Here is a 23,484-nt window from a genome sequence, read left to right on the forward strand (position 1 = left end):
AGCTCGCTTGAAGCGCCAATTTATGTGATTTTTTTTAAAATGGATTTTAAAAACCTTAAATTATATATCTCTGAAGAGCACGGCATTCCATGCTTCTAGCTAATTGGTGAAAATTTTCGTACCTTCTGACTGGAAACCCCAAATTGTAATATAACCGATAAAACAAACAAATTTATAAGATTTCATAAGAACGGAAGATTCATACTACATACACCAAAAGTAGAAAGAGGAGAGCATGATAAAATTTCTTCATTATTGAGTAAAAATGAATATAAATCTGTTTTGGAAATTTTTTCAGAAATAGATAAGATATTGAGTTTTACTGAGTGCTTTAAGCATTATAAGGTCAAGAACATAAGCAAAAAACCTGCTAAAGAAATATTTTATGGTGGAATTTTCGGATTAGGAACTAATATGGGACTACATAGATTATCAAATACATCGAAAGGAATCAATTATAATACATTGTATAATACAGTAAATTGGTATTTTACAGTAGAAAATTTAAGTACAATAAATAAAAGTTTTATACAATTTATGAGTAAGTTATGGTTACCAACACTTTTTTAAAGGATAAAGAGTTACTTCATAGTTCTGGGGATGCTAAAAAATTTGTGGTATCGGCTGAATCCTTAAATGCAAATTTTTCATTTAAGTATTTTGGCCAAAATCATGGTAGTAGCGTTTATACTTTTTTAGATGAAAGGCAGATGTTGTTTTATACAACTATCTTTAGCAGTTCAGAACGTGATGCAGGATATGTAATAGATGGATTATTATGTAATGCGGACATGAATATAGATACCCATTCTACCGATACACATGGATATACAGAAATAATCTTTGCTATATGCTATTTAATAGGAGTAGATTTTGCTCCACGTATCAAAAATATTGCCGCACAAAGTATATTTGCTTTTAATAAAAGTACTAAGCAAATACTCAAGGCGCAACACAAAACTCCTGTTTTACCAGCAAGATATATCAAAACCTCAGTAATAGAAGAAAACTGGGATAGCATTTTAAGATTTATCTGAATCTAGTTTTTCATTAATTCCTAAACTATTTTTTTCTGCAATTTTACTGTTTGTAATTAAATCCTTGCCCGCATTGTCATAAACAGATTTACCGGGGGTTGGATGTACTCCTTGTTTAATATTTCCTTGTTCTTGATTAAATACTCCATATTGAGGTAGCTTCTTTTTTTCATCATCACCCAATACTTTGTCCATCACTTCTTGCTCTAATCCCACCTTCCCTTTTTGATGCTCAGCTTTATAGCCAGCGTCCATATTATTGATAATATCACTTTTCCTAAATCCAGGAATTAAGTCAGAAGATACTTTATTCGCAAACTCCTGTAGTAATATTCCTTTGTCTGCTGTTTTATCTGGATCAGCCAGCACTTGTATCGCCTTATCTCTGCCATATACCTCTCCATTTACCATTTTTCTATTTGCCACATAATCTACAAACTGCTCAGTTATATCTTCATTTACTCCTATCCCCAATCTCTCCGCTGTCTGCTTTTGATCTGATATCCTATCTGCTATAGCATTATGTATATTTGCCATATTTGAATATCTCTCCATCTGATTTAAACTTGTTTCTAAATTCTCCGTTAGCTTCTTATCTTCTCCACTTCCCTCATTATATCTCACATCTTTTAAATGTGACGTTCCTACTTCTAAATGCTTTGTGACTCCTTGTGATTCCGCAAGACTCTTTCCTTCCTTTACAGCTTCGTCATATGACCCCTGACTCGAGAAGCTTGACCCTGCTCCAAATCCAAATATCTTCCCTCCTAAACTAAGTGATATTTCAGCTGCCTGCTTTGCACTATATCCCTTATCTTCTTGTAGTGAATTTGTAAATTGCGCTGTTTTATTTATACTATCTGCATATCTGCTACTTTCTGATATCTGCCACCCTCTACTTTGTCCCACATTCCTACTCATACTCTCAAGCAATCCTTTTGAATTATTAACTGACATCGCCTTTGCTTCTTCATATTGCTCACTAAAGTTTGCGGCCGCTGACCTCTCCTTAGATATGCTACTACTAAAACCACTATCTATAGCTCTTGAGATACTCATCTTATCTGGAAGCCTTGACATATTCATTCCTTCTCCTGCGATCACTCCACTTCTTCCTGCTCCCGTCATAAACCCCTGTGACCCATCAAATCTTTCCATATCCATTCTTCCTGATTTATAACTAAGTCCCATGTCATGTTTAAATCCAGCTACATTCATCATAGCTCTGCCACCATATGACACGCTATTAAGTGCTAGATTACCTGAGCTAACTTCATTTGATGCTGCTGATGCCGCTCCTGATATACCACTCGTCATTGTTCCCGCTAAATGCATAAATGATCCAACTCCTCCCTGCATCAATGAATATGATATGAATGGTATCGAACTTGTGCAAAATGCCGCTATCGCCTCTATATTACCCTGAAGCGTCGTAAGTCCTACTGATGTCATCATGCTTAGCCCATCATTCCCTATGATGCCTTGGGTCTTATACTGCGCAACTGTACTCATTACCATATTTAATATCGCATATAAAGGTGCCCATAACTGCAGCCATATCAGTATCTGTAAATACTTACCAAGTATATTTATCCCAGTTGGCAACATTACCATTATCGCTATAAATATAAATCCCCCATATGCTAAACAATCCATCACCACCTTAAGACCTATTAAAAATCCCGATGCCAATTCTCCTGTAGTTAAATACCAGGCTCTTTGCTGTATCGCCGCTTTTGATGCTGCATAGTTTAAACTCACATCCTCTATCGCATTTATCATCATCTCTTGCTTCAGTATACTCTCTGCATTTTCTGCAATTCCAGACATAAATTGATAACTACTAGTTAACTTCTCATTAAAGTAATTCTCAAATACCACTTCAGATGTTGTTTTATCCCTGTTTGGCATATTTCTCCTTCCTAAATATCCAGCTACTGCTTTTGTTTCTTTTTCTAAATCTGTAGCCAGTTTTGTCACTCCCTCCTTGCAAGTAACTATATCTGTATGTTTAGTTGCCTCATCTCTATAACTAAATCCATTAATCGGGTTTGCATTTGTGCTTACTAATTCCCATATATTTTTACTTTCTTTTAAATCTTTAACTGTATACTTACCACCCATCATCGCCTCAAGCACCACACATTGCTCTATAAACCTGCTCATGTTCTCTTTCAGTACCCCATTCCTGATTCGATACTTATCCATATTCTTCAGAATCTTTGATGCAAACATCATCCCATTACCTCCGTAACTCTGATAATCTGGTAAACTAAAATACGTCTCAACTAAACCAGTCATGCTGTGACCTATACCACTTATTATTCCAGCACTCATCCCAAGTACCCACGGCACATCTCCAACTGGCTTTTCAAATTTAGTTACTGGATCACTAATCATTATATCAGTCTTTGGCGCAAGCATCAGCGTTGTTGATAACCAAAACCAAAACATCCACTTTATTGGAACCATGGCCTTATTACTAACTATACTTGTAATTAACACCCATATTCCAAATAGCGTTGCAGCTATGTAAAATGCATATGAATACTCATCATGCTTAAATATTGTAGCTACTGCATTAAATACATACCATAACTGTTCTCCACCTCCGTAACTCCATACCGTATAACTACTCACTACCCTTTACCTCATTATAACTTGTAAACATATGTTGTAATTTCTTCTCAACCATATTTGTCTTTTCTATGACACTTATTGCTGTTAGCATCCTTTGATATGCTCCAAACCTCTTATCTGTTATTAACTTCCTTGTATCTGATATATTCCTCTTGAAGTTTTCTATATATGTTCCGTCCATCTGCACTTTTGCAAGTTCGTCTATATTTACAGCTACAAAGTCCAGTACGCTCTCTAAATACCCAAGTATGTAGTCATATGCGATAGGCTCAGCATATTCATGAATGTTTATTACTGAATTACCAACCATAAATGCATTTTGAACTGCAACTATCTTAAGTATCGGTATTTGCGTATTGTTTATTAAATTCTTCTCTTTATCTGTTAAATTACCACTATGATCCCTCATTTTAGTTGCTATTCCCCTTAACATCTCTTCTATTTGCGGTACCAATGCTTTTGATTTATCAAACACCATCACCGTAGTTCCAACTTTTAGGCATTTTTCTGTATTATCACATGAATATAGTTTCGCTTGCTCCCCACTCTTTGATTCCCCAAACATTAACGTATCTAATACCTCTGCTTCTTTCACAAGCGTTGCTTTTTCCACCGTCTTTAACTCAGCACTATCTCCACTCCCCTCTTTATACCTAATTATCGTACCACTTATACTCATGAAGAATTCTGCTGCTGTTTTATTTTCTCCTTCCAGTGTAGCAAATTGTTTCTTAATAGCAGCCCACGCTATGTTAAATTCATCTCCTAATTGATCCTTGTATTGATTATCTTTCTTTGAATTTACTTTTTTTCTTTCATTTATATCACCACATTTATGCCTTGCTTCAGCCCAATCTTTAAATTCTGACGTATTAGTTCCCATTGATTGGCATATCTGTTGATCTACTCTATCACTCTTTGGCCATGCACCTGCTACTAATGCTGATGCCGTCTCACAACTATTTATATTTAAACTATTGATCTCCCTCGCTATATCATTTAACTTTTGCATTGTATTATATACCTGAGGCACATATGTCTGCAGGGCTAAATTAAATGCATATCCCGCTGCATTGCTTGGCACAGTTCTAAGTGCCTTGATCAAATCTTTCCCTATATGACTAAATGAACCCAAATGTGCGTCTATTCCACCACATCCTGCCTTAATTGACGGTGGCTGAAAATTAAACAACTGATAACTCTTTGTAGGCACCCTTGCATATATACTTCCTCCTGTGTAATATCCACCAGATTGTGTTTTATAGGATCCCGCACTTGTTACATTTACTCCTCCTCCCATTGCACTAAATAAGTTTTCCATATCCTTCCCCACTCCAGCACTCACATCTCTTTTTGTGATTATGAATGTTGTTATTAATATTGCATATACCAATATTTTTACTGCTCTTAATGCTCTTGCTACTATCACTGCGCTTCCTAACTTACCCAATTTAAATATTAGCATTCTCTTCATACTACCTACCTTGACTTCTGATCAATTCTACTGCTTCCTTAGTTGCCTCTTTATTTACAACAAGTGCATCAACCCTTTCCTCTATCTCACTCTCACTTATATACCCAAATGCCAGTGGTATCATATCGCCACTTTTTGGATGTACTGCAATAAGCGCAGGCACCGCCTTAATTCCTAATTGAGTTGATACTCCATTATCCCTTTTTGCATTTTCAAATCCTTCCATCGGCACATCTCCTATCTGTACTGGCATTAAATCCCAACTATACTCATTTGCAAATCTCTTTACTACACTACTGAATCCTTGGCAGTATTTACAATCTACTCTAAAAAAATACATCAATCCATATTCCTTACTTAGCTCCCTTATCTTTTGCCTTTTGTTTTTTGATACCTCCTCCTTAGATATATGAAGCGCATTATATGATACTGGATGTTTAAGAGTTCTATCTAACTCTGGATTCTTGTATATCACTTTTTGCCATACCTCAGAGAACTTCTCACTCCTGTCTGCTATTTTCTCCTGTGTTTTTATATATTCTATTACATTTTTCTCAGTCGGCTTTATCATTGCATTATGCAGTTTACTTTCTACTTCTTTTTTGATATTCTCCACTTCTTGCGTAGGGGTTATAGCATTTGGCTTACTATTTTGTTCATGTGTATCAATCATTTCCTCGCTCTCTTTATTCCTTTCGTACCAATGCCAACCCCTCGCATGATTTTTGTAAAAGCTTTCATTACAATATCCACTATTTGTCATAGTAAGCACTATACTTACTATAAATATTACTTTTATAACTGATGTGGATACTGTTTTTTCCATTAGCTACTCTTACTATATGCTGCCTTTAAATTTTTTATCATAGGATAATGCTTGATATTTAATGTCTTAAGCTCAAGACCTAAACATATTGCCGTTGCTCCTATTAAACCATCTGGTAATGCCACACTATGCGATTTATGATATTTCTGCTTATATAAACCACCTTCTTTCGCTATTTCTTGATTTATAGTTATAACTTCAAAATACTCCGTAAGGCCCTTTATTATATCACATTCCCTCGTATCTCTTGCTCCTGCATATAGTTCAGCTACTGTCACTACCGATATACACTGCATCCCAGTTTCTTCTTCAAGTAAATCTCTAGCTTTTGGCTCTCCTTTTAAGTAATCTATAATTACATCTGTATCATATAGGTATTTACCTTTTCCAGTCATCTCTCATACCTCTTAAATCAATTTCATATCCGTCCCATATTCCATATGCTTCTTTGAGCTTGCTTTTGTCATATTTCTGTAAAAACTCATCTACCGCCTTCCTCACCAACTCTGACTTTGAGCTTCCTATTTTTTTAGCTAACTTATCTAACATTTCATTTGCACTGTTAGGTAAATATAATTGTGTCTTAAACATTATGTTGCTGTATATTGTTACTATATCTTTTATTATACTTTTTATGCTTTTTATAATCAACATGATTTCTTTTTTATTTAATCCAATTCTCTACTTTAAGTCCTTCTATTCTAGCAAAATCTTTAATGTTATTTGTAACTAAAGTCATTTTCTTGCTTTTAGTTATTGATGCTATACAAATATCCATATCAGGAACTATCTTGCCTTGCTTTTTCAATTCTGACTTAATCTCCCCATATCTCTTTGCAGCACTGCTGTCAAAATCCAGTACCTTAATATTTCTTATAAATCCTCTAACCGTTTCTATATTACCCTTTACTTGAGACGAGTTATACGCTCCAAAATATAATTCAGCTTCATTGATAGCTGTTGTGTGTATCTTATCTATATCTATTGAACCTATCTTATTTACAAGAGCATTTTGACCTTGTAAAAAGTATATAATAGTATCTGAGTCTAGTACGTAATTCATTGCATTATCTCCTCTTTATTTATTCTGTGCTTTTTAATTATCTCTAATATCTCTTTACCTTGGTCATCTTTTATACTTCCAGCAAAACTCATTAAACTTCCTACTTCTTTTGCTTTCTTCTCTGCATACATTGCTACTGCTTCTGATATAATTTTACTTCTAGACATGGCATATCTTTCAGACATGCTGATTATTAAATTTCTTATTTTAGGACTAAATGTAATTGTCACTGTTGGTCTTTGTGGCTCTTTCATAATATTATAATTATTTGTCATGTATTGCATTATACCATATTTATTACTCTAATGCAACTACTGCACTTTATATAAATGCTATATTTATAACTTTTTTGCGCCATTATTAACATTTATAACCCTCCATGATCCCTATTTTTATACTCTTCCTTATTGTATAAAGTCTCCTCATCTTTTGTATCTTTGCTCTTATCTCTCCCATCTGGCTTCTTCTGCCTACTTTCATTTAAATCTTCTGCTTCAGCAAACTTCTTCTCATATAACTTCTGATCATCTATCTGCTCATTTATATCTTCTGTGTCATTTTTAGCTGCACCTACACCACCCTCTGCCATCACATCGTTTTTAATTGTATTAATCTCTCCTTCCATTAATCTTTGCGTATGCTCAAGCGCCTTCTTCATATCTCCCATCCTGCTCCATATATTCTTTTTCTTAATATCTTCAGACAAAAACTCAAAATCTATCTTCTCAAAATCTATCCCCTGCAATTCCTCTATGCTAAACCCAGTGCAATTAGGTGACTCTACATCTCCCCATCCCTTATTTATTAATCCTTTCTCCCTAGATTGCTTATTTATCTCCCTCGCTATTTTCGAATCATAACAACAATATGTTGTTCTTTTTATTATGCACGCTCCCAATACTCTACTACTACAAAATGTCCCAATTTCTACACACCTTTCTTCCTGCTTCATCTTCGCCAGATTCTTATCTCTTGCGCTACATTTTGCTCCTAACATCTTTCCCCATCCTCCTAACTTCGTACAACAATTTGTATATCCTCCTATTTTCTTATCACATTTTTCATTATTACCCTTAAACACCGAACCATTAGCTTTCCACTCACCCTGCATCTCCTTAAGTGTAGCCAACATCCCTGCAGCGTTCCCCATCTCATCATTTGCCTTGTAACTCATATCAAAGCATTTTCCATCTATGCACTTTATTTCCTCCCCACACACAACTCTTTTTCTCTCCTCTATGTTATCCCTTTTAAATGATGGAGGCCTATACCTCTTCTCCTTTCTTATATATTTCTCACTTTCTTCACAATTATATACTCTATTCTGCGCTACACACCAATCTCCCACCTTCTTTTTGCATTCTGTACTCTTTAGCTGGCAATATGATGCATCATCATATTGCGTGCAGTTATTCCTTGCATATCTCTTACATCTATATGCATCCTTATATCTCCAACAGTCCCTGTAAACAGTTTTTCCATTTATTACCCTACTTGCTCCTGGCTCTATACAATCTCTTCCAACTCTCTCACACTTCCCATTTAACTCTACTTCTTTTTCTTCTCGCTCTTTCCTTGCTTTTTCTATCACCTCATCCATATCTTCACTTACTTTATAACCCTCTCCTGATACTCCAACACTTTTTTCTTTTGCATTAACTTCAATTATTAAAATAATTATTAATGCTATTATTAGCGCAATTCCAAGTAGCGGAATTTTAAAATATGTGCGTCCTAAAGATCCCGTACTTTCCATTTTTACCAATTTATCATCTTTTATTATCATAGCGGACAATCTCCATCCCATTCATCACTACCCCACCTTGTGCAACAATATTGAGTTGCTCTTAACTCAACATATAATCTTCCACTATTCCCAAATGCCAATTCTATTCTAATAGTATTATTTCCATCCCTTAAATACGGCACTAAATCCACGTTTGGGCTCGTGTTATAGAATCTTTTTGTATTGCACGTTCTTACTACACTTCCTGAATGTAAATTTGTGAATTCACCATATCCTCCATGCCAACTTCTTTCTCTCCAATATGGTCCATCCCCACCCATACTATTATATGCCTGCACCCCATTTACTGATATTCTGATCCAATCACTGTATTGTATGTTAGTTACTCTGAATTCCTTTATAATATCTTTATTCTTTACTATAAAATTTATGTTTTTATCAATTATATGACATCTTCCACTATCTCGCACTTTATCTATTGTCCCTAAATACAAATTCGGGTAATTTGCTCTCCAAAATATATTCCCATCTATACTTCCTTGCACCATTCCTCCTGCATCATATCCACAATCCATTTTTTCTATGCATTCCCCCATATTTTTTATACTTCGCTCGCAATAAAATAACTTATCCTCATCTTCTTCACATTTCTTATTCTCTCTTATCAACCTACTATCTTCCACATCTACATAATATTCCTCAAACTCTACATTCTCACCTCCCACATTCTTATCCGCTATTTTACACTCTGTTTTTCCTTCTACATTCAATCCTGATATCGGATTAGAAGTTACCGCATCACTCTTTTTTATAAATTCTTTATGCTGTAATTTCCCTGCTGTGTAATTTGACCTATGCGGATTCTCTGCATACGAACTCTTTGCAGCTCCTATCGCTTCCCTCACTCCTTCGTTTTCATCCTTCTCTTGTCCCTTTACCCTAGCGTCTCCCTTTGACCTTAATTCATACTCACTGTATCCTGATTCCTTTGGCTTCTCTGTATATCCGTCTAATTCCTTTACTTGATTACTAAGCTCTCCCTTACCAGTCTCCCCCACATACTCTTTTGCTTCTTTTTTATAATCATCTATGTAATTAAAATTATATTCTTCTCCCTTAACTTGCTTCACTTCCATTAATATCACTACGTTCAATATTAATAAAATTGCAATTTTACTTTTGCTTCTTTCAACGCTAACTGGCTTTTTTAACCACATACCATTTCACCAGATTTATTAAATACACCTTCCACATACTCAAAGCTTACATTCCCTGCTATCTTATTATACTTTGTGCCATTGCAACTTACCGTATCTGCACCTAAATTACCTTTTTCTTCATTCTTGCTACATCCACCCTCCTTAACTCCAGCAATAACAAATGTTGGCACCACCTTCACTTCAAATTCTTTAAAACTCTCAGGATCTATTACAACTCCATATCCAGTCTTCCTCATCATCTCACTCAAATACTTTGCTGTTTTTTTATAACTTCCTTCCTTAAATCCTCTCATCACTGGTACCCACCCCCTTACCTTTGCTTCTCTCACTATATTTTCCAGGTTATTGTCACTTAATGACAATGATACAAAAACTAATTTCCTACATTTATTACTAAACCCCAAAATTTCACTACTGCTATTTTTTCCATCTGTAGCATCTACAGCACCAGCACCTTCAAATAATTTCGTTTCTTTTATATATTCATCCACTCCTTTAAAACTCTTCCTTTTTAGCTCATATGATTCTTTGGCATATTCCTTTGCTTTTTCTGTTGCATCATTTACATATTTATTAACTTCCTTCTTATTTAATTCCAATACTTTAGGATTATCATATTTCCTAACCTCTCCCTCATATTGTATTGCTTTTTTTGCTCCTGCTTCCGTAATCTCTCCTAATCCCATCTCTCCTATTATTTCTCTACCCTCTACTTTATTTACCAATTGCAAACATCCTAAAAAACACAGTAACAATACTGCCATTGCTTTCTTTATTGCTTTCTTTATTACCTTCTTGCTCACCACCAAATTTAAAGGCTCTTCAGCTAAAAACTCTTTTTTTAAATTTATTTTCATTTTCTAAATCACCATATTTACATAATACAGCAATATTTCTTGCGCCATACCAAATACCCAAAATCTTCTCCATTCCCTGGTATTTCTCTCCCCGCTCCCCATATTGCACTCAGTCTCCCGAATGGATTGCAGCACATACCACCCGTACTATTTGGTATCGGGAATGTCATTTGTAATTTATACTGCGTTTTCTTAACCTTAACCGCCAACTGCTTCTTGCACACATTACTCACAGTATCCCATGCAAGCCCTACTCTATGTAACCTTGCAATCACCTTTTCCACTATTAAACTACTCGCCTGCACTCCTCCTACATGATTCTCTATAAACCCTCCGAATGGATATAACCCTCCATCACATCCTGCGCACCAAAATAAATTATCTGATGAAAATCCACTCGTTGCCATCATACAATCTGCACTACATGCAAGTTGTGCTATCGGGTTCCCAAATAATATCGCCTCAGGATTTAATATTGCATTTAACTCATCATTATTCCAAAGTGGATCAAACTCACTTAAATACGCAACATCTATAGATGTTTGCTCTAAACATACAAAATCCGTCAATAACTCTAACCAATAGATAAGTGGATATATATACCAATGTACATGATAAAAACTATGCTTAAGTGCCTCATTATTACTCTTCCTTGCCACACTCCCATGCTTCTTAGCGCTCTTCATTAACTGGAGCCCTCCAAGACTCACCATACAATATGGTGTCCTCGTAACATCAGCAAGCCTCGCTGGCTCCCAAAAGCTTATTGGTATTCCAGGTACTGGTAATTTCACTCCTCCAACATCCTTCATACATAAACATGGGATTGTGCTTGGATTGTTCGTATCTTCCCTCCCACCTGAATATAAAGGTATATTCCCTATTTTTATTGGAAATATACAACTCCAACATATATCTGTAATCGGATTTACAAATTTACCAACACATGGTTCACTTCTTGCTTTTTCTAAATTACTTGCTAAGGTTAGAATTATCGTTATTACTTGTAATAATGGTTTTATATACTTTAATCGGTCACATTGTTGCTTACAGGTGGGCCCACTATTTTTTCCAAACCTTATGACTTCATACCACCTGTGAGCTTCTATATGGATGTTGCTTTCTTCTGGATTTATCTCTATCTCTATGCTATATTCATTACATGAATTACGAATTACACTACTTACTTTTTTATGAAAGACGAAGAGGTTACTATGCATTATAAAACTTTTGATACTCATAAATACATTAAAAGCCTCCAAGAAAGCGGCTTTAATGAAAAACAAGCTGAAATGCTCGTTAAATCCCTTCTTGAGTCCAGAGACTTTGACCTCTCTATTCTTGCTACTCGTGAACAGGTTGCCAGACTTGACGGTAAAATTGATAAGGTTGAGTCTAATCTTGAGAAAAAGATTATTGAAGTTAAATCTGAACTCAAAGAAAGTATCTCTAGTATTAAACATGATATGCTTAAATGGATTGTCCCTATGATGCTTACTATCGTCGGTATTGCAGTTGGAATTGCGCTGAAACTTCTTTAATATCATTCTTCCATACCTATACTTTTACCTTCTTTTTTGGTATTTTTAGCCAAAGGTTTAAGATTACCAAAATCACTCAATTTCTTTGTCCACTCGTCGCTACTAAAAAGTGATGCTGCTTTTTCCTCACTTTCATGACAAATATTACTTAATGTTACTCCTGGATAATTACATAGCGCCAATAATGTTTCTTTTATTTTCTTATCATCTGGATAAAGCTTATGTAATCTATCTAACTCCTCTTTTGCTATTAAAAAATATTCTTTTGCTAAATCATATCTTGCCAATCCTGCAAGCGAATCCAAATCCAATTCCTCATCCCCGCTATAAGAACGCCCTCGTCCTGCAGCACCATACTCATTGATTGCTGCATATAGTATCTCTATTTTTTCTGATCTAGGATTTTGATATATCTCACTCTTTTCTAACTGCTCTGCTTTTTTCGCTAATAGATCTCCTTTTAATTTATGTAAAATCCTCTTTTTATCATAAGGTCGCGCTATTTTTAACCCTATGTCACATGCCTTTATACCCTCCTTGATCTTATCTATATCCCAACCAACTATTTTTGCTTTTCCTATATACGCATTAACATTCTTTTTATTTAGTGCTATCGCCTTATTATATTCTGCACCTGCAGCTGTGAATTCGCATTTCCCACATAATGCATCTCCTTTGTTCACATATGCACTGTCTAGTTTGCTATCCAGCTTTATCGCTTCATTACTAGACTGTATCGCTTTATCATACTGCTTTTGTAAATTATATAATTCTGCAAGTCTATTATGTATCTTCGCATTCTTTGGCTCATAATTTAAAGCACTTTTTAATTTAAAAATCCCCTCAATAAAATCACCCTGCTTAATGTGACATACCGCATCTAACTGCCGTTTTCTTGAGCGCTCTTTATTCCCCCAGGACTCTACTTCAATTGCAATTGCATCACAATAATCACCGTATTTATCCAGATTTTCCATATGCTCATCAAGTTTTTTGGCCTCTATCTTCCACTCTTCCTCTCTTTTATCACTTCCTTCTCCTTTATCATGAGCAAAAGTTTGCGCTATAGCTCCACTCATAATTAAAAAACTTACCAAAGTTATTGGCACTATTTGATTAATTCTCATACCCCTCCTTCTCTTTTAGCTAAAGAGCCTCTAAGCACACAGAAAGACGAGTCTTCTACTAAATACCCTGTTTTTTCATCTATATGCCGCTTGGTTACTCTTTCGGCCGTGATTAAATATTCAGGATGTTTATCAATGCATTTATTTTCTTCTTTGACCCTACCCCACTTATACTTATTACCTTCTATAAGCCTCTTTATCGCTTTTTCATCATAGCCCATGCAGCATACACTACTAATTTCCCCATTCAATAACCTTAATATCTCATCCTGTGGACTAATATTTGCTATCACCCCCTTCATATGTAACCTTAAAGTGCGCAAATATCCTTCTATGAATATTTTCTCTGCTTCATTCTCGAAATCTCCTATCAGCCCCCTCAGTATTATACCTTTGTAAGTTTTCAATCCGCATTGCTTGTCTTTCACATCAATGTACGTAAGCACCCCTGCAACTAGTACTTTTTTCACTTCTTCTACTTCATCAAAACTTATTGCACTAAAATCACTCTCTAAATCCAAGTCAGCCTTTCCATTAAAATATCTGCCATACTTTCCAGTCTCTCCGTATCTGGATAACATGCGTGCAATATATTCAGCATTCTCCTTAGGGTTACTTTCAGTTTGCAACATCCATTTGATTAAATCACTTATTCCTGCTTTTTCTTTTTTTTCCTTCCATACTCCTTTCACCCCTTCCTCTATTAGATACATATTTACGTAATTGTCCTTCTGCTCTCCTGCTTTTCCATCTGATACCATTATCTTAATTAAGGCAGATATCAGCCATAAACCATCTTCTTCAAAATATTCTTGCTCTTTATTCAGCACACTAAATGGGTTGATGCATACATATTTATCATTAGCTATACTTATATACTCTTTGCCAAATTTTTGAGCTTCATTCTCAAAATCTCTTCCTGCATCCAATATGCATACCTTATCCTTCTGCTCTATAATACTATTTGACAGCTCTTGCATGAATCTTAATCCATCATTACTTGCTCTCTGATCACCCTCTACTACTGCAACATTATTATTAATCACTATTTCTCTATCAAATGGATACCAATAAAACTTACCTTTCTTTCTACCCCATAACTCCACACCTGAGGTTATGTTTGTCTCCTCAATTATATATTTGTCAGCCTCATCTTGATGGGTTTGATTATATTCTTCTGCGGTTTTTAACATACCAGCTATCCTATTTTTGTACTTTGTATATCCCCGCACTAAAGATATAAGAACTCCTGTACATCCCCCTATTGTTATTGACGCAATAATCATTTCAGAATTTATATACATTATCCTACTTCCACCTCCTTTATCTTAAGCACTTTTCCTTCTTGCCTCACTACCGCAGGAACTGCTTTTATCCCAAGCTGCTTTATCAGCACTCCTCTTTGATCAAAGTAAAAATCTAATTTATACTCCTCTTCTAATTTAACAGGAGATCCTCCTGTTAATATTAACTTTGGCTTTATTTCTGATTCTTCGTATTTTTTAATTACATACTTTAATTGATCCTCGTCTTCCCCATCAAAAAATATTAACTCATATGGCATACTAACCACATCCAGTGGGTTTACCTTTGTTCCCTTCCTATGGAACACTATACCCCTTGCGTCTCTTAAATCTTCCTTTACCTCTATACTCGGATCGTATTCATATTCTCTTACTTCACTAACCCTTCCTAAATTTAAAGATTTGGGACTCTTAATTCTACCACTTACCTCTTTCTTCATTCTTTCGTTATGCTCATCCAACTCTCCTCTTGCTTCCATATCACTTAACTTGCCCTTTATCTCCTCTATCGCATCTACTTCCTTAATTTCACTCGTCCTTCCAACCACTCCAAAATCTTTTGCCTTTGCATTAATTGAAAGTAATAAAAAACATATTACTATTAACATCGCTACCCCTACTATAGCGATACCAGTTGTTGTTATAACTCTAACCCACCAATAAACCTTATCTTCTATTTTCTGGTTTTTACTATAATTCTTCCTAACCATCTCCATACATCTCCTTCGCTACCTGTTCTACCGCCTCTTCTAACTTCTTCCCATCTCCCTCATATCTTTTAACTCTCTCATACTCCTCCGGCTTTGTTGAATATAACACCCTAGAAAATGGTTCAAGTATCAATCTACCTATGCTCGCATGCTCAGATGTCATTATCATCACTTCTGAATACTCACCAGGCTTTGACGTTACCGACTCTAACATTTTCTGCTGATAATCATTGATCTTAAATTTTTCACTCTTCTTAAGTAACGCTATCGACTCACTCTTCTGCTTCAAACAACATAACCAATCACTATTCATAAATGCAGCCTCAGCTCCAGGACTTGAATAAAAATCATCTAGATTCTGTGTTCCCACCACCAGCGCTCCTCTATACTTTCTAAGCGTTCTTGCAAGCCTCTCTATAAATTCTCCTCCCTGCTTACCCTTAAGTAAATCCCATGCCTCATCAAATATTATTGCACTCTCTACCTTCCTTCCCCCAAGTATCACCTGATTTGTAATCAGTAACATTAATATCTGTACTACAACTCTCTGCAAATCCTTCTTACTCTTTAACTCCTCTAATTCTGTTACAAAAAATCTCGCACTAAAATCTATATTAGCCTTACCATTAAAATATTTCCCGTACGCTCCATCCCTCGTATATGGAAATAACATCGTCCCTATCCTTTGACACGTAACTCTATCCTCTTCCTGATTCAAAAACCACTCCGCTAAATCTCCAATTCCTGCTTTAGATCCTTTCTCACTCCACACTTCCATTAACGCCTTCTCTATCAATGAATCTTCATAACTACTTGTCCCTTCTTTCGGTGCTGCCATCATACTTATTATTGGCTTCATTACCGATAGCGCATCCTCTATATGCTCCTTTGACCTCTCATCTATACTGCTAAATGGATTTAAACATAATCCCGATTCCGTGCTAAATTCTATAAACTGCCCATCTAACATCTTCACCTGCTTCTCAAAACTCCTTCCCACATCAAGTACATATACCTTCCCTCCCCTCCTAAGTATACTTACCGCAAGCTCCTGCATAAATACTGACTTCCCAGCTCCACTCCTTCCTACTACCGATACATTGTAATTTGTATTTCCTAAACTCTCATCAAATGGATACCAGTAGTATAACTGCCCTCTCCTTCCTGCAAGCAACATTCCTGCCTTTTTACATCCCTTTGACTCTCCTTGTAGTGGCATCATGTTAACAGGCTCATGCGATAGTGTCGTTCTTAACTTCTTTAAGTAACTCATATCTAACGCCATATCTTCTCCCCATAATAACGGCAATATACTCTTAAGTGATAACATCACCACAAACCTATCTCTCTTTAACTCCCATCCATTCGCTCTATATAAACTATTCACTATTTGCTCAGATGATCCTATACTCTCTTTTTTATCTATAAGTACTATCTGCATTCCAGTCCTTACCAACCTCTCATTCTTTTCTAATTGCTCCCTCACAAATTCCCATTCCTTCGCTTCTCGCTTAAGCGCCGGTATCCAATTCCCAAGTGGCGATGATGCCTGTGACTCCACCCTAGATGCTTTCGCCAACATCCCAGTCTTCTTAAGTTTTCCATTCTCTATATGAACCCCCAGATGAATTAGAAAACTACATGGTATTTTTAGATAATCATTAAACTGATCTCCTATTAAATTATTCATCAATCCAAATCCCCACGCTCCCGGATATCTCTTCACACTCAAAAATCTCATCTCATACTCACCCTCATCCATCGTTATACTATCCGCATTTAACCCATACTGTTTATCCTTATCTATTATTTGGTATTTTATTTCATTATGAGGATTCCACTCCCCTATACTCCTGCCACCACTCTCATTATAATTTAATATGTCACTCAAATAACTTATTAAATCTTCAGGCCTAAATACATGCGCTTCCCCACTCCTTGTTTCAAATGCAGATTTAACCTGCTCTTTTAATTCCGCAATCTTACTTCTTACTACTGGCCCTTTCTCACTCACTGGCATTGATACCGATACCAACCCCCTAAAATCTCTTATCCTAAACTTCCCCTTACCCCTTCTACTCAACTCCTCAAAATACTTCGCTCTTTTTTCTTCTAATTTCCCGATTATGCTCCCCTTATTCTCTTTTACCTTCCAATTATCTATTATGTGCTCCACTTTCGGCATTGCAGATAATAAAAATTGTATATTTGACCCCTCTGGCAATATACTTCCAAATAACCCTGATAATTCATTTTCTAACTTTCCCTCGCTCCCCACATATAATCCAATCTCAAATATAAATCCTATACTGCTACTTCCTAAAAATAACCCATGCTCATCATCGTAACTTTCATATGGCAATAAATCACTCAAACTATGATAACTTAAAAACTCTTTCGCTTTCCTCCTTACCTCACTTCCTTTTAAGTTAGTCCCATATTCACTACTCTCTCCAAAATACTGAGCTATCTTTTTTGCTAAATTATTCAACATCTACCCACCTGCCTCCTTCTATTACCGTATATAGATATGTCTCCCCTATGTAATCTCCCATCTCATCCTCAAATCCATTAATCCACACTCTCCCTGTCTGCTCCGGCACCCTTCTTACTTCGTTTTGTAATTTTTTATTCTCTACCTCCCCTCTATACTCTTCAATAATTCTAAGCCTCACAAATCTACCGTGATTTTCCTTTATTGAATCAATTTTTCCTTTCCCTAGCTCTCCTTTTGTCACCATCTCATTTACTTCAGTCACTGACTTACATCCAGCTCCCATTCCTACTCCACACTCCGTTACTTTCTTGCCACTACATCCAACTAAACCCGTAACTAATATTATAACCACTATTATTTTTTTCATCTTAATCACCCTTTTCATTTTGATTTTTCCTTTTTTAATATTCATTATCATTTACTTCTTGCTTTGATACTTCTAATTCCTTTTCTCTCTTAATACTTAATCTCTCTTTGACTCTACTACTTCCAATATCGGCCCCTTCTGTAAATACAACATCCACTATTCTTCCACTTTCAATCTGAATAATCGGCTGTATACTCTCAGCCCTATCTATATAATATTTCGATAACCTATCCATACTGCTGCTTGCTCCTGACATCATCCCCTCATTAAATTTATCACTCGTACTTCTCTTTGGTATAAATGCTCCCATTGGATTTATCACTGCAGGTTGACTTGGATTAAATACTCCAGCTACTCCCTGCAACACTCCTCCCAAAACACTCTTTGCCAAATATCCCCTTCCCTTTTCTACCACTATTCCTTTTATCCCTGCTCTCCCATCCTCTCCTGTCACATATCCTGCAACTTCCGTCTCTATTATTTCTCCACTCGTCCTCTCAACACATGTTAGCTTTTCTAACCTCGCAAATACCCTCTCACTCGATAAATCTCCATATCCACTCCCAACTATATGACAGTCCTTCAAATCACTTTGAAACTTCCTAGGTAATGTTCCCCTATCTATCAATCTTATTAATATAGGCCTTGGATCACTTGATGATGTTAATGCTGTTGATGCATCTACACCCCCAAGTAATACTGCTTTCGCAAAACTTCCTGCCGGTATAGTATCTTCCTTATTCTTAACTTTCTCCCTCTTATCACCACTTCCTAACTCTATTTTAATTTTTCTTATTCCTTGCTCCTTCTTCTCTATAAATGGCTTCATTTCTCCCGCACCACCTACTCGATCATGATTTGCCACTCCCCCTATTAAATCCCTAAGTGCCGCTATTTCCTCTTTTAATAATTCTACTTCACTTATTTCACTATTTCTTATGCTTTCTTCCTCATTTGCATTGATTGCTTTTGTTAAATCTTCCTTAATACCCGATATTCCATCTTGTAATGCTTGTATTTTACTCTCCTGCTGATACCTCCACGCAGCTTCTGAATCCACTTTATCTCCTACAGACTCTATCTGTCCTTTATAGAGTGTTTTCTCCTCTTCCTTTTTACTATCCCCAGTAGTCCATGTAGACTTTACTTGCTTCATCACTAATAATCCAGCTGTCCCAAGTGCCGTAAATAATACTATTGCTACCACCCATTGCTTGCCACTTACACTTAAACTCCCCCAAATTCTCATTCCTTGAGCCTGTTTACTTTTGTCTTGATTATTAACTTCTTGATTTGTCATAACTTTACCTACTATATATTACTTTATATAATTTCGTCTCATCTCCCTCTCTTAAAGTCCTGCTTTCTAACATAATCGCTGCAACTCCATCTCCAGCAAACTGCTTTTCATGTAATGTCTTCTGGCCCTTTCCTTTATTGCATAACTTCCATACTTCTACTCGGTACTTTCCTACCACCTTATCTCCTTCAAATTCTATCTCCAGTCCACCTTTACTCAAATAACCTTGTCCCTTGTCTTTTAACGGGACTCCCCTAACATATTTAATCATGTTTACAATCTCATCATGCCTTATATGCTTACTTCCTATCAGCTTCTCACTCGCTTTTTCAGAATCAAGTTGACTTATCAGTATAAATTCCCCCTCTCCCTTCTTTAATTTTAAACTTATGTCTTGCGTCTTCCCCTTTTCCGTCACCACTGTAAATACTGCATTCTTATTGCTATTTACATCTAACAATTTAACAAATATTTGACCTAATCTCTCGTCACTCTCAAGTCCAAATTCTTCCCCAAGCCCTATTACCTCAACTATCCTGTCTCCTTCTATTTTTACTCTATTTGCCTCATTCCTCGACATATATCCCTCTATCCTTTTATTCTCTTCTAATCCATATTTCTGCGTTCCAGCTACTCCCTCCTCACTTACTCCAAATACTACCAATGACATTGTAAACACCGCCAGTCCAAATTTTATAAGCCCAAATGTTATAAAATCAAATACTCTAAAACCCTTACCTTTTTTTTCGCTTTTTCTGCTTTTCCCGCCTTTTGCTCTTACACTACTTATTTGTATTATCTTTTTTTCTATTTTTGTTATTGTCATAATTATCCCTATTTACTTTTAAAATTCTTTAACATAAATATTCCACCACTATACCCAAACTCTATCTCATATATCTCCTTACTCTGTCCCATTCTCGATCCTGCTATATATTTCGTTAGCACACCCACTATCTCAGCTTTTAATCCCTTAACATCTACTATTATCTCTTTTGGCGCAAATACAGTAGTTACTCCCTCTTTCTTCATTCTTTCCGCATCACTTATTAATCTTTTCTCAACATCATGATAATGCTGAGGGGCCACATATCTAAGTATCACATCCTTTCTATATCCATGACTGTCAGGCGTTGTATCCAACATCAGCTTACTAAAAAATAAAGCCATCTCTTCTATATATGACTCCGATACTAAACTCCCTTCACTCCACACATTCTGCTTCATATACGCAGGTACTATTATCACCCTCTCATTCTTCCCAAATAACATTAGTCCAAGCATGATATTCGCTATCATCAATCCTAAAGATATTACTAAAAACCCATTCCTCTGCTTTAATAACTTCTCTACACTCTGATTCCACCTTTCTATCCTCATATCACTATCCAATATACTCCCTAATATCAGACCTTACCTTTGATTTAAGCTGTCTATGCATCCCAGGTAAATACCAATATATAGCATGCCTTAAAAACCCTCCTCCTATGTTTTGCTTTACATATTTAAGTGCATTATATATCGCTATACTCAACACCACCCCTGTAACTGGAAATCTAAATATAAATCCAAGTGCTAGCGGCACAAATAATGCCGCCATTTCATCCACCGTCCAAAATGCTATTCTTGTCGGGTTATCTAAATATCTTAGTATTACATTCCTATCGTACATTATCCCTCTTACTTTATTTTGAATGAGCCATTTACAAATCCAAAAAATACATTCACAAATATTAAATATGCAGCTCCAAACATTAACATTGTCCATCTCTGTGATATTAATGCAAAACCCGCTGTCGCTATCCCTGCTGCATTTAATACCATAGGTATTAAATATCCTTGTGAATCATCTTGCACTTTCTTTGTTAGCGTTTTTATATCAGCAATATCAGTAATCCCTGCTAATCCATATTCTGGATACAAAATCATTACTCCCAGTAAAATTAGTATACATGTTTTTAAAACTCTTTTGATCCTTGGGCTCTCTATGTCTCTCTCACCGCTTTTTATAAAACATTTTTCTTTCATTTTCTCATTAAACAAATATCCTTTGATCAGCACCTCTTCTACTCTTGCTTGCATTTTTTTAATTATTTTTACTGTCTTCATTTTTTATTCTCCTTTTTTAATTTATTATTTTTTGTTTGTTTTTTTAGTATGCCTTATTTATAATTTGATAATTCTCAACCTGCTACATCTACTTCCACACCCTCCTCTAACTCTCTTTCTACTCCTTCTTTTAATACTTCCTCCTCATACTTTTTTAGCTTCTCCTCATATACCTTATTCTCTTCTTCTAACTCTCTTATCCATTCTTCTCCTGCTTTTGCTTTTAACTCCCTCACATCTACACATATCATTATCCCATAATCCTCAAATACATTGATAAATACTCCTTTTTCTGATTTGCTTAACTCCCCTCTTACTATCACCTTCTTACCTGCTTTTAGATGCTTACCAAAATGATCTATTATTCTTTTGTTCCACACAAATATTTCAAAAAAATCTACCTTCTTCTCTGTTTTACCCCTCACTACTACCGTTACCATCCCATACACATTTCCTTCTTTAGTCTCTCTTAGCCATATATCCCTGACTAATCTGCCACTTAACTCAACTATATTTCTATCTCTTACCATTTTATTAAGCCTCCTTTCCCCTATCATTTGTTCAATTCATCTTCTTCACCTATGGTGATTTCTCCATAGCTGTCCAACAGCATATAATCTACTTTTTTCCCTTCACTAAACGTTCCTCTTAGCTTGACTCTTTTGCCAATTTCTAGTTTCTCCCTGTTTTCTTTGCAATATCTTGCTATCCTTTCACTCCTTATAAATACCTCACATTCCTTGTAGTTATATTCTCTTATATGCATCCAACTAATTCCTGTTACCTCATTTTCCTGATTAATCCCTATATGCGGCTCCTCTATTATTACCCCACTTATTACGGTGTTTTCTTGAAACTTTCTTATATATTTTCCTACTTGAACTCTCATATTTACCTTTCTATTTGTTTATAATAACCCTGATATTGATTTCACTAGCCCTTCTGTTAACTTTGGCTCTGCCTCCTCAAATTTCAAATTGGTTTTCTTTGCTACACTCATTATTCTCGTTTGATACTTCTTCCAATTTGTCTTCTTCTCCCATCTGGATTTTTTATACCCACTTGTTCCTTGCTTTAAATTGGCATCACTACTCTCACTGACATATTCTCCATCTGCTTTCTCACTTATTTGTAAATCTGTTATCATTGTAAAGTTCACTACTTCCACTGCTGCATCTAACACTGTATTACCTATTCCTGTAATCAATCCTATACCAAGCATACTTCTCCCACTTCCTCCTGTGGCTCCTGCTATTGCAGCTCCTGTTGCGAAACCTTCCAGTCCACTACCATAGCCTCCAGTTAACGCTTGGAATGGATTTTCTAATGTGTTTTTTCCTACTTGCAATACATTGGCTTGGATCATTATATTTGCACTTTGAGTACTATTTACAATTCTATAGCCTTTGCTTTCTATCGCCGATCTAATTTTAGATTCAATCTCTAATCCTGATTTATCACTTGTATTTCTAATTTGTAGTAATACTGTTTTTTTATTATCATCAATTGGATCTAAGAATATTGTTTCACTCATTTTCGTCTCTACTTCTAGATTCCCATGCTTTATCATCTTACTTGCTGTATTACAGCCTACTAAACTTCCCATTCCTGTTGTTAGCACTGCTATTACTATGTATTTTTTTGCTTGCTTGATCATTTTTGTTC

At 35.8% G+C, this 23,484-nt stretch carries 27 protein-coding genes; 3 read left to right on the top strand and 24 right to left on the bottom strand.

The window, feature by feature from the left end; genetic code table 11:
- Positions 1-255 precede the first annotated feature (255 nt).
- Positions 256-570 carry a Tn3 family transposase gene (locus N3Z17_RS04880; protein ID WP_282471607.1) on the top strand — a complete coding sequence of 105 codons (315 nt, stop codon included), beginning with the start codon at positions 256-258 and terminating at the stop codon, positions 568-570.
- Positions 549-1,037: a Tn3 family transposase gene (locus tag N3Z17_RS04885; RefSeq protein ID WP_282471608.1), complete on the top strand. Its 489-nt coding sequence runs from the start codon at positions 549-551 to the stop codon at positions 1,035-1,037. Before N3Z17_RS04880 ends, N3Z17_RS04885 begins: the two co-directional genes overlap by 22 nt.
- Here N3Z17_RS04885 and N3Z17_RS04890 read toward each other — a convergent pair.
- From N3Z17_RS04890 to traU, 11 genes are all read right to left on the bottom strand, one after another.
- On the bottom strand, positions 1,023-3,677 hold the full coding sequence (locus tag N3Z17_RS04890) for a conjugal transfer protein TraG N-terminal domain-containing protein (protein WP_282471609.1): 2,655 nt from the start codon (positions 3,675-3,677) through the stop codon (positions 1,023-1,025). The genes N3Z17_RS04885 and N3Z17_RS04890 overlap by 15 nt on opposite strands.
- Positions 3,670-5,151, bottom strand: coding sequence for a conjugal transfer protein TraH (locus N3Z17_RS04895; protein ID WP_282471610.1), 1,482 nt, complete (start codon positions 5,149-5,151; stop codon positions 3,670-3,672). The genes N3Z17_RS04890 and N3Z17_RS04895 overlap by 8 nt, the downstream gene beginning before the upstream one ends.
- A gap of 1 nt (position 5,152) precedes the next feature.
- On the bottom strand, positions 5,153-5,977 hold the full coding sequence (locus N3Z17_RS04900; protein ID WP_282471611.1) for a conjugal transfer protein TraF: 825 nt from the start codon (positions 5,975-5,977) through the stop codon (positions 5,153-5,155).
- Entirely contained in the window at positions 5,977-6,372 is a 396-nt protein-coding gene (locus tag N3Z17_RS04905) for a type II toxin-antitoxin system VapC family toxin (protein ID WP_282471612.1), read from the bottom strand. The genes N3Z17_RS04900 and N3Z17_RS04905 overlap by 1 nt, the downstream gene beginning before the upstream one ends.
- Complete coding sequence (locus N3Z17_RS04910; protein ID WP_282471613.1) at positions 6,356-6,631, bottom strand: ribbon-helix-helix domain-containing protein; 276 nt, start codon at positions 6,629-6,631, stop codon at positions 6,356-6,358. The genes N3Z17_RS04905 and N3Z17_RS04910 overlap by 17 nt, the downstream gene beginning before the upstream one ends.
- A gap of 10 nt (positions 6,632-6,641) precedes the next feature.
- Positions 6,642-7,040: a PIN domain-containing protein gene (locus N3Z17_RS04915; RefSeq protein ID WP_282471614.1), complete on the bottom strand. Its 399-nt coding sequence runs from the start codon at positions 7,038-7,040 to the stop codon at positions 6,642-6,644.
- On the bottom strand, positions 7,037-7,315 hold the full coding sequence (locus N3Z17_RS04920) for a hypothetical protein (RefSeq protein WP_282471615.1): 279 nt from the start codon (positions 7,313-7,315) through the stop codon (positions 7,037-7,039). The genes N3Z17_RS04915 and N3Z17_RS04920 overlap by 4 nt, the downstream gene beginning before the upstream one ends.
- A 92-nt stretch (positions 7,316-7,407) precedes the next feature.
- The gene (gene traN, locus N3Z17_RS04925; RefSeq protein WP_282471616.1) at positions 7,408-8,847 is read right to left on the bottom strand and encodes a conjugal transfer protein TraN; all 1,440 of its coding nucleotides are present in this window, start codon (positions 8,845-8,847) and stop codon (positions 7,408-7,410) included.
- The gene (locus tag N3Z17_RS04930; RefSeq protein WP_282471617.1) at positions 8,823-10,004 is read right to left on the bottom strand and encodes a hypothetical protein; all 1,182 of its coding nucleotides are present in this window, start codon (positions 10,002-10,004) and stop codon (positions 8,823-8,825) included. Before N3Z17_RS04930 ends, traN begins: the two co-directional genes overlap by 25 nt.
- Entirely contained in the window at positions 9,995-10,864 is an 870-nt protein-coding gene (gene trbC / locus N3Z17_RS04935) for a type-F conjugative transfer system pilin assembly protein TrbC (RefSeq protein WP_282471618.1), read from the bottom strand. The genes N3Z17_RS04930 and trbC overlap by 10 nt, the downstream gene beginning before the upstream one ends.
- A 17-nt stretch (positions 10,865-10,881) precedes the next feature.
- Complete coding sequence (gene traU, locus N3Z17_RS04940; protein WP_282471619.1) at positions 10,882-12,084, bottom strand: conjugal transfer pilus assembly protein TraU; 1,203 nt, start codon at positions 12,082-12,084, stop codon at positions 10,882-10,884.
- On the opposite strand from traU, the gene N3Z17_RS04945 reads away from it, so the two are divergent.
- Positions 12,079-12,405: a CCDC90 family protein gene (locus tag N3Z17_RS04945; protein ID WP_282471620.1), complete on the top strand. Its 327-nt coding sequence runs from the start codon at positions 12,079-12,081 to the stop codon at positions 12,403-12,405. The two genes, traU and N3Z17_RS04945, sit on opposite strands and share 6 nt — an antisense overlap.
- 2 nt (positions 12,406-12,407) lie before the next feature.
- Here N3Z17_RS04945 and N3Z17_RS04950 read toward each other — a convergent pair whose 3' ends face one another.
- The 13 genes from N3Z17_RS04950 to N3Z17_RS05010 form a co-directional block, all read right to left on the bottom strand.
- Positions 12,408-13,532: a tetratricopeptide repeat protein gene (locus tag N3Z17_RS04950; protein ID WP_282471621.1), complete on the bottom strand. Its 1,125-nt coding sequence runs from the start codon at positions 13,530-13,532 to the stop codon at positions 12,408-12,410.
- Complete coding sequence (locus N3Z17_RS04955) at positions 13,529-14,836, bottom strand: TraC family protein (protein WP_282471622.1); 1,308 nt, start codon at positions 14,834-14,836, stop codon at positions 13,529-13,531. The genes N3Z17_RS04950 and N3Z17_RS04955 overlap by 4 nt, the downstream gene beginning before the upstream one ends.
- Positions 14,836-15,552, bottom strand: a complete 717-nt coding sequence (traW, locus tag N3Z17_RS04960) for a type-F conjugative transfer system protein TraW (protein ID WP_282471623.1) — start codon at positions 15,550-15,552, stop codon at positions 14,836-14,838. The genes N3Z17_RS04955 and traW overlap by 1 nt, the downstream gene beginning before the upstream one ends.
- On the bottom strand, positions 15,539-18,040 hold the full coding sequence (traC, locus tag N3Z17_RS04965) for a type IV secretion system protein TraC (protein ID WP_282471624.1): 2,502 nt from the start codon (positions 18,038-18,040) through the stop codon (positions 15,539-15,541). Before traC ends, traW begins: the two co-directional genes overlap by 14 nt.
- Positions 18,030-18,455: a TraV family lipoprotein gene (locus N3Z17_RS04970; protein WP_282471625.1), complete on the bottom strand. Its 426-nt coding sequence runs from the start codon at positions 18,453-18,455 to the stop codon at positions 18,030-18,032. Before N3Z17_RS04970 ends, traC begins: the two co-directional genes overlap by 11 nt.
- Complete coding sequence (locus tag N3Z17_RS04975; protein ID WP_282471626.1) at positions 18,445-19,710, bottom strand: TraB/VirB10 family protein; 1,266 nt, start codon at positions 19,708-19,710, stop codon at positions 18,445-18,447. Before N3Z17_RS04975 ends, N3Z17_RS04970 begins: the two co-directional genes overlap by 11 nt.
- A 4-nt stretch (positions 19,711-19,714) precedes the next feature.
- A complete protein-coding gene (locus N3Z17_RS04980) occupies positions 19,715-20,536 on the bottom strand; it encodes a TraK domain-containing protein (RefSeq protein ID WP_282471627.1) in 822 nt (273 codons plus the stop codon).
- Positions 20,537-20,544: 8 nt separating this feature from the next.
- Positions 20,545-21,090 carry a type IV conjugative transfer system protein TraE gene (gene traE / locus N3Z17_RS04985; RefSeq protein WP_282471596.1) on the bottom strand — a complete coding sequence of 182 codons (546 nt, stop codon included), beginning with the start codon at positions 21,088-21,090 and terminating at the stop codon, positions 20,545-20,547.
- 4 nt (positions 21,091-21,094) lie between these two features.
- Positions 21,095-21,382 (bottom strand): type IV conjugative transfer system protein TraL, encoded by a 288-nt coding sequence (traL, locus tag N3Z17_RS04990; protein WP_236869759.1) that lies wholly within the window; start codon positions 21,380-21,382, stop codon positions 21,095-21,097.
- Between the two features lie 8 nt (positions 21,383-21,390).
- Positions 21,391-21,819, bottom strand: coding sequence for a hypothetical protein (locus tag N3Z17_RS04995; protein ID WP_282471628.1), 429 nt, complete (start codon positions 21,817-21,819; stop codon positions 21,391-21,393).
- Positions 21,820-21,893: 74 nt separating this feature from the next.
- Positions 21,894-22,376, bottom strand: a complete 483-nt coding sequence (locus N3Z17_RS05000) for a single-stranded DNA-binding protein (protein ID WP_282471629.1) — start codon at positions 22,374-22,376, stop codon at positions 21,894-21,896.
- A complete protein-coding gene (locus N3Z17_RS05005; protein ID WP_282471630.1) occupies positions 22,373-22,708 on the bottom strand; it encodes a hypothetical protein in 336 nt (111 codons plus the stop codon). The genes N3Z17_RS05000 and N3Z17_RS05005 overlap by 4 nt, the downstream gene beginning before the upstream one ends.
- 18 nt (positions 22,709-22,726) lie before the next feature.
- On the bottom strand, positions 22,727-23,476 hold the full coding sequence (locus N3Z17_RS05010) for a complement resistance protein TraT (RefSeq protein ID WP_282471631.1): 750 nt from the start codon (positions 23,474-23,476) through the stop codon (positions 22,727-22,729).
- Positions 23,477-23,484: the final 8 nt, after the last annotated feature.

The sequence above is a fragment of the Candidatus Bandiella numerosa genome (genome assembly GCF_029981845.1).
GTDB lineage: Bacteria > Pseudomonadota > Alphaproteobacteria > Rickettsiales > Midichloriaceae > Aquirickettsia > Aquirickettsia numerosa.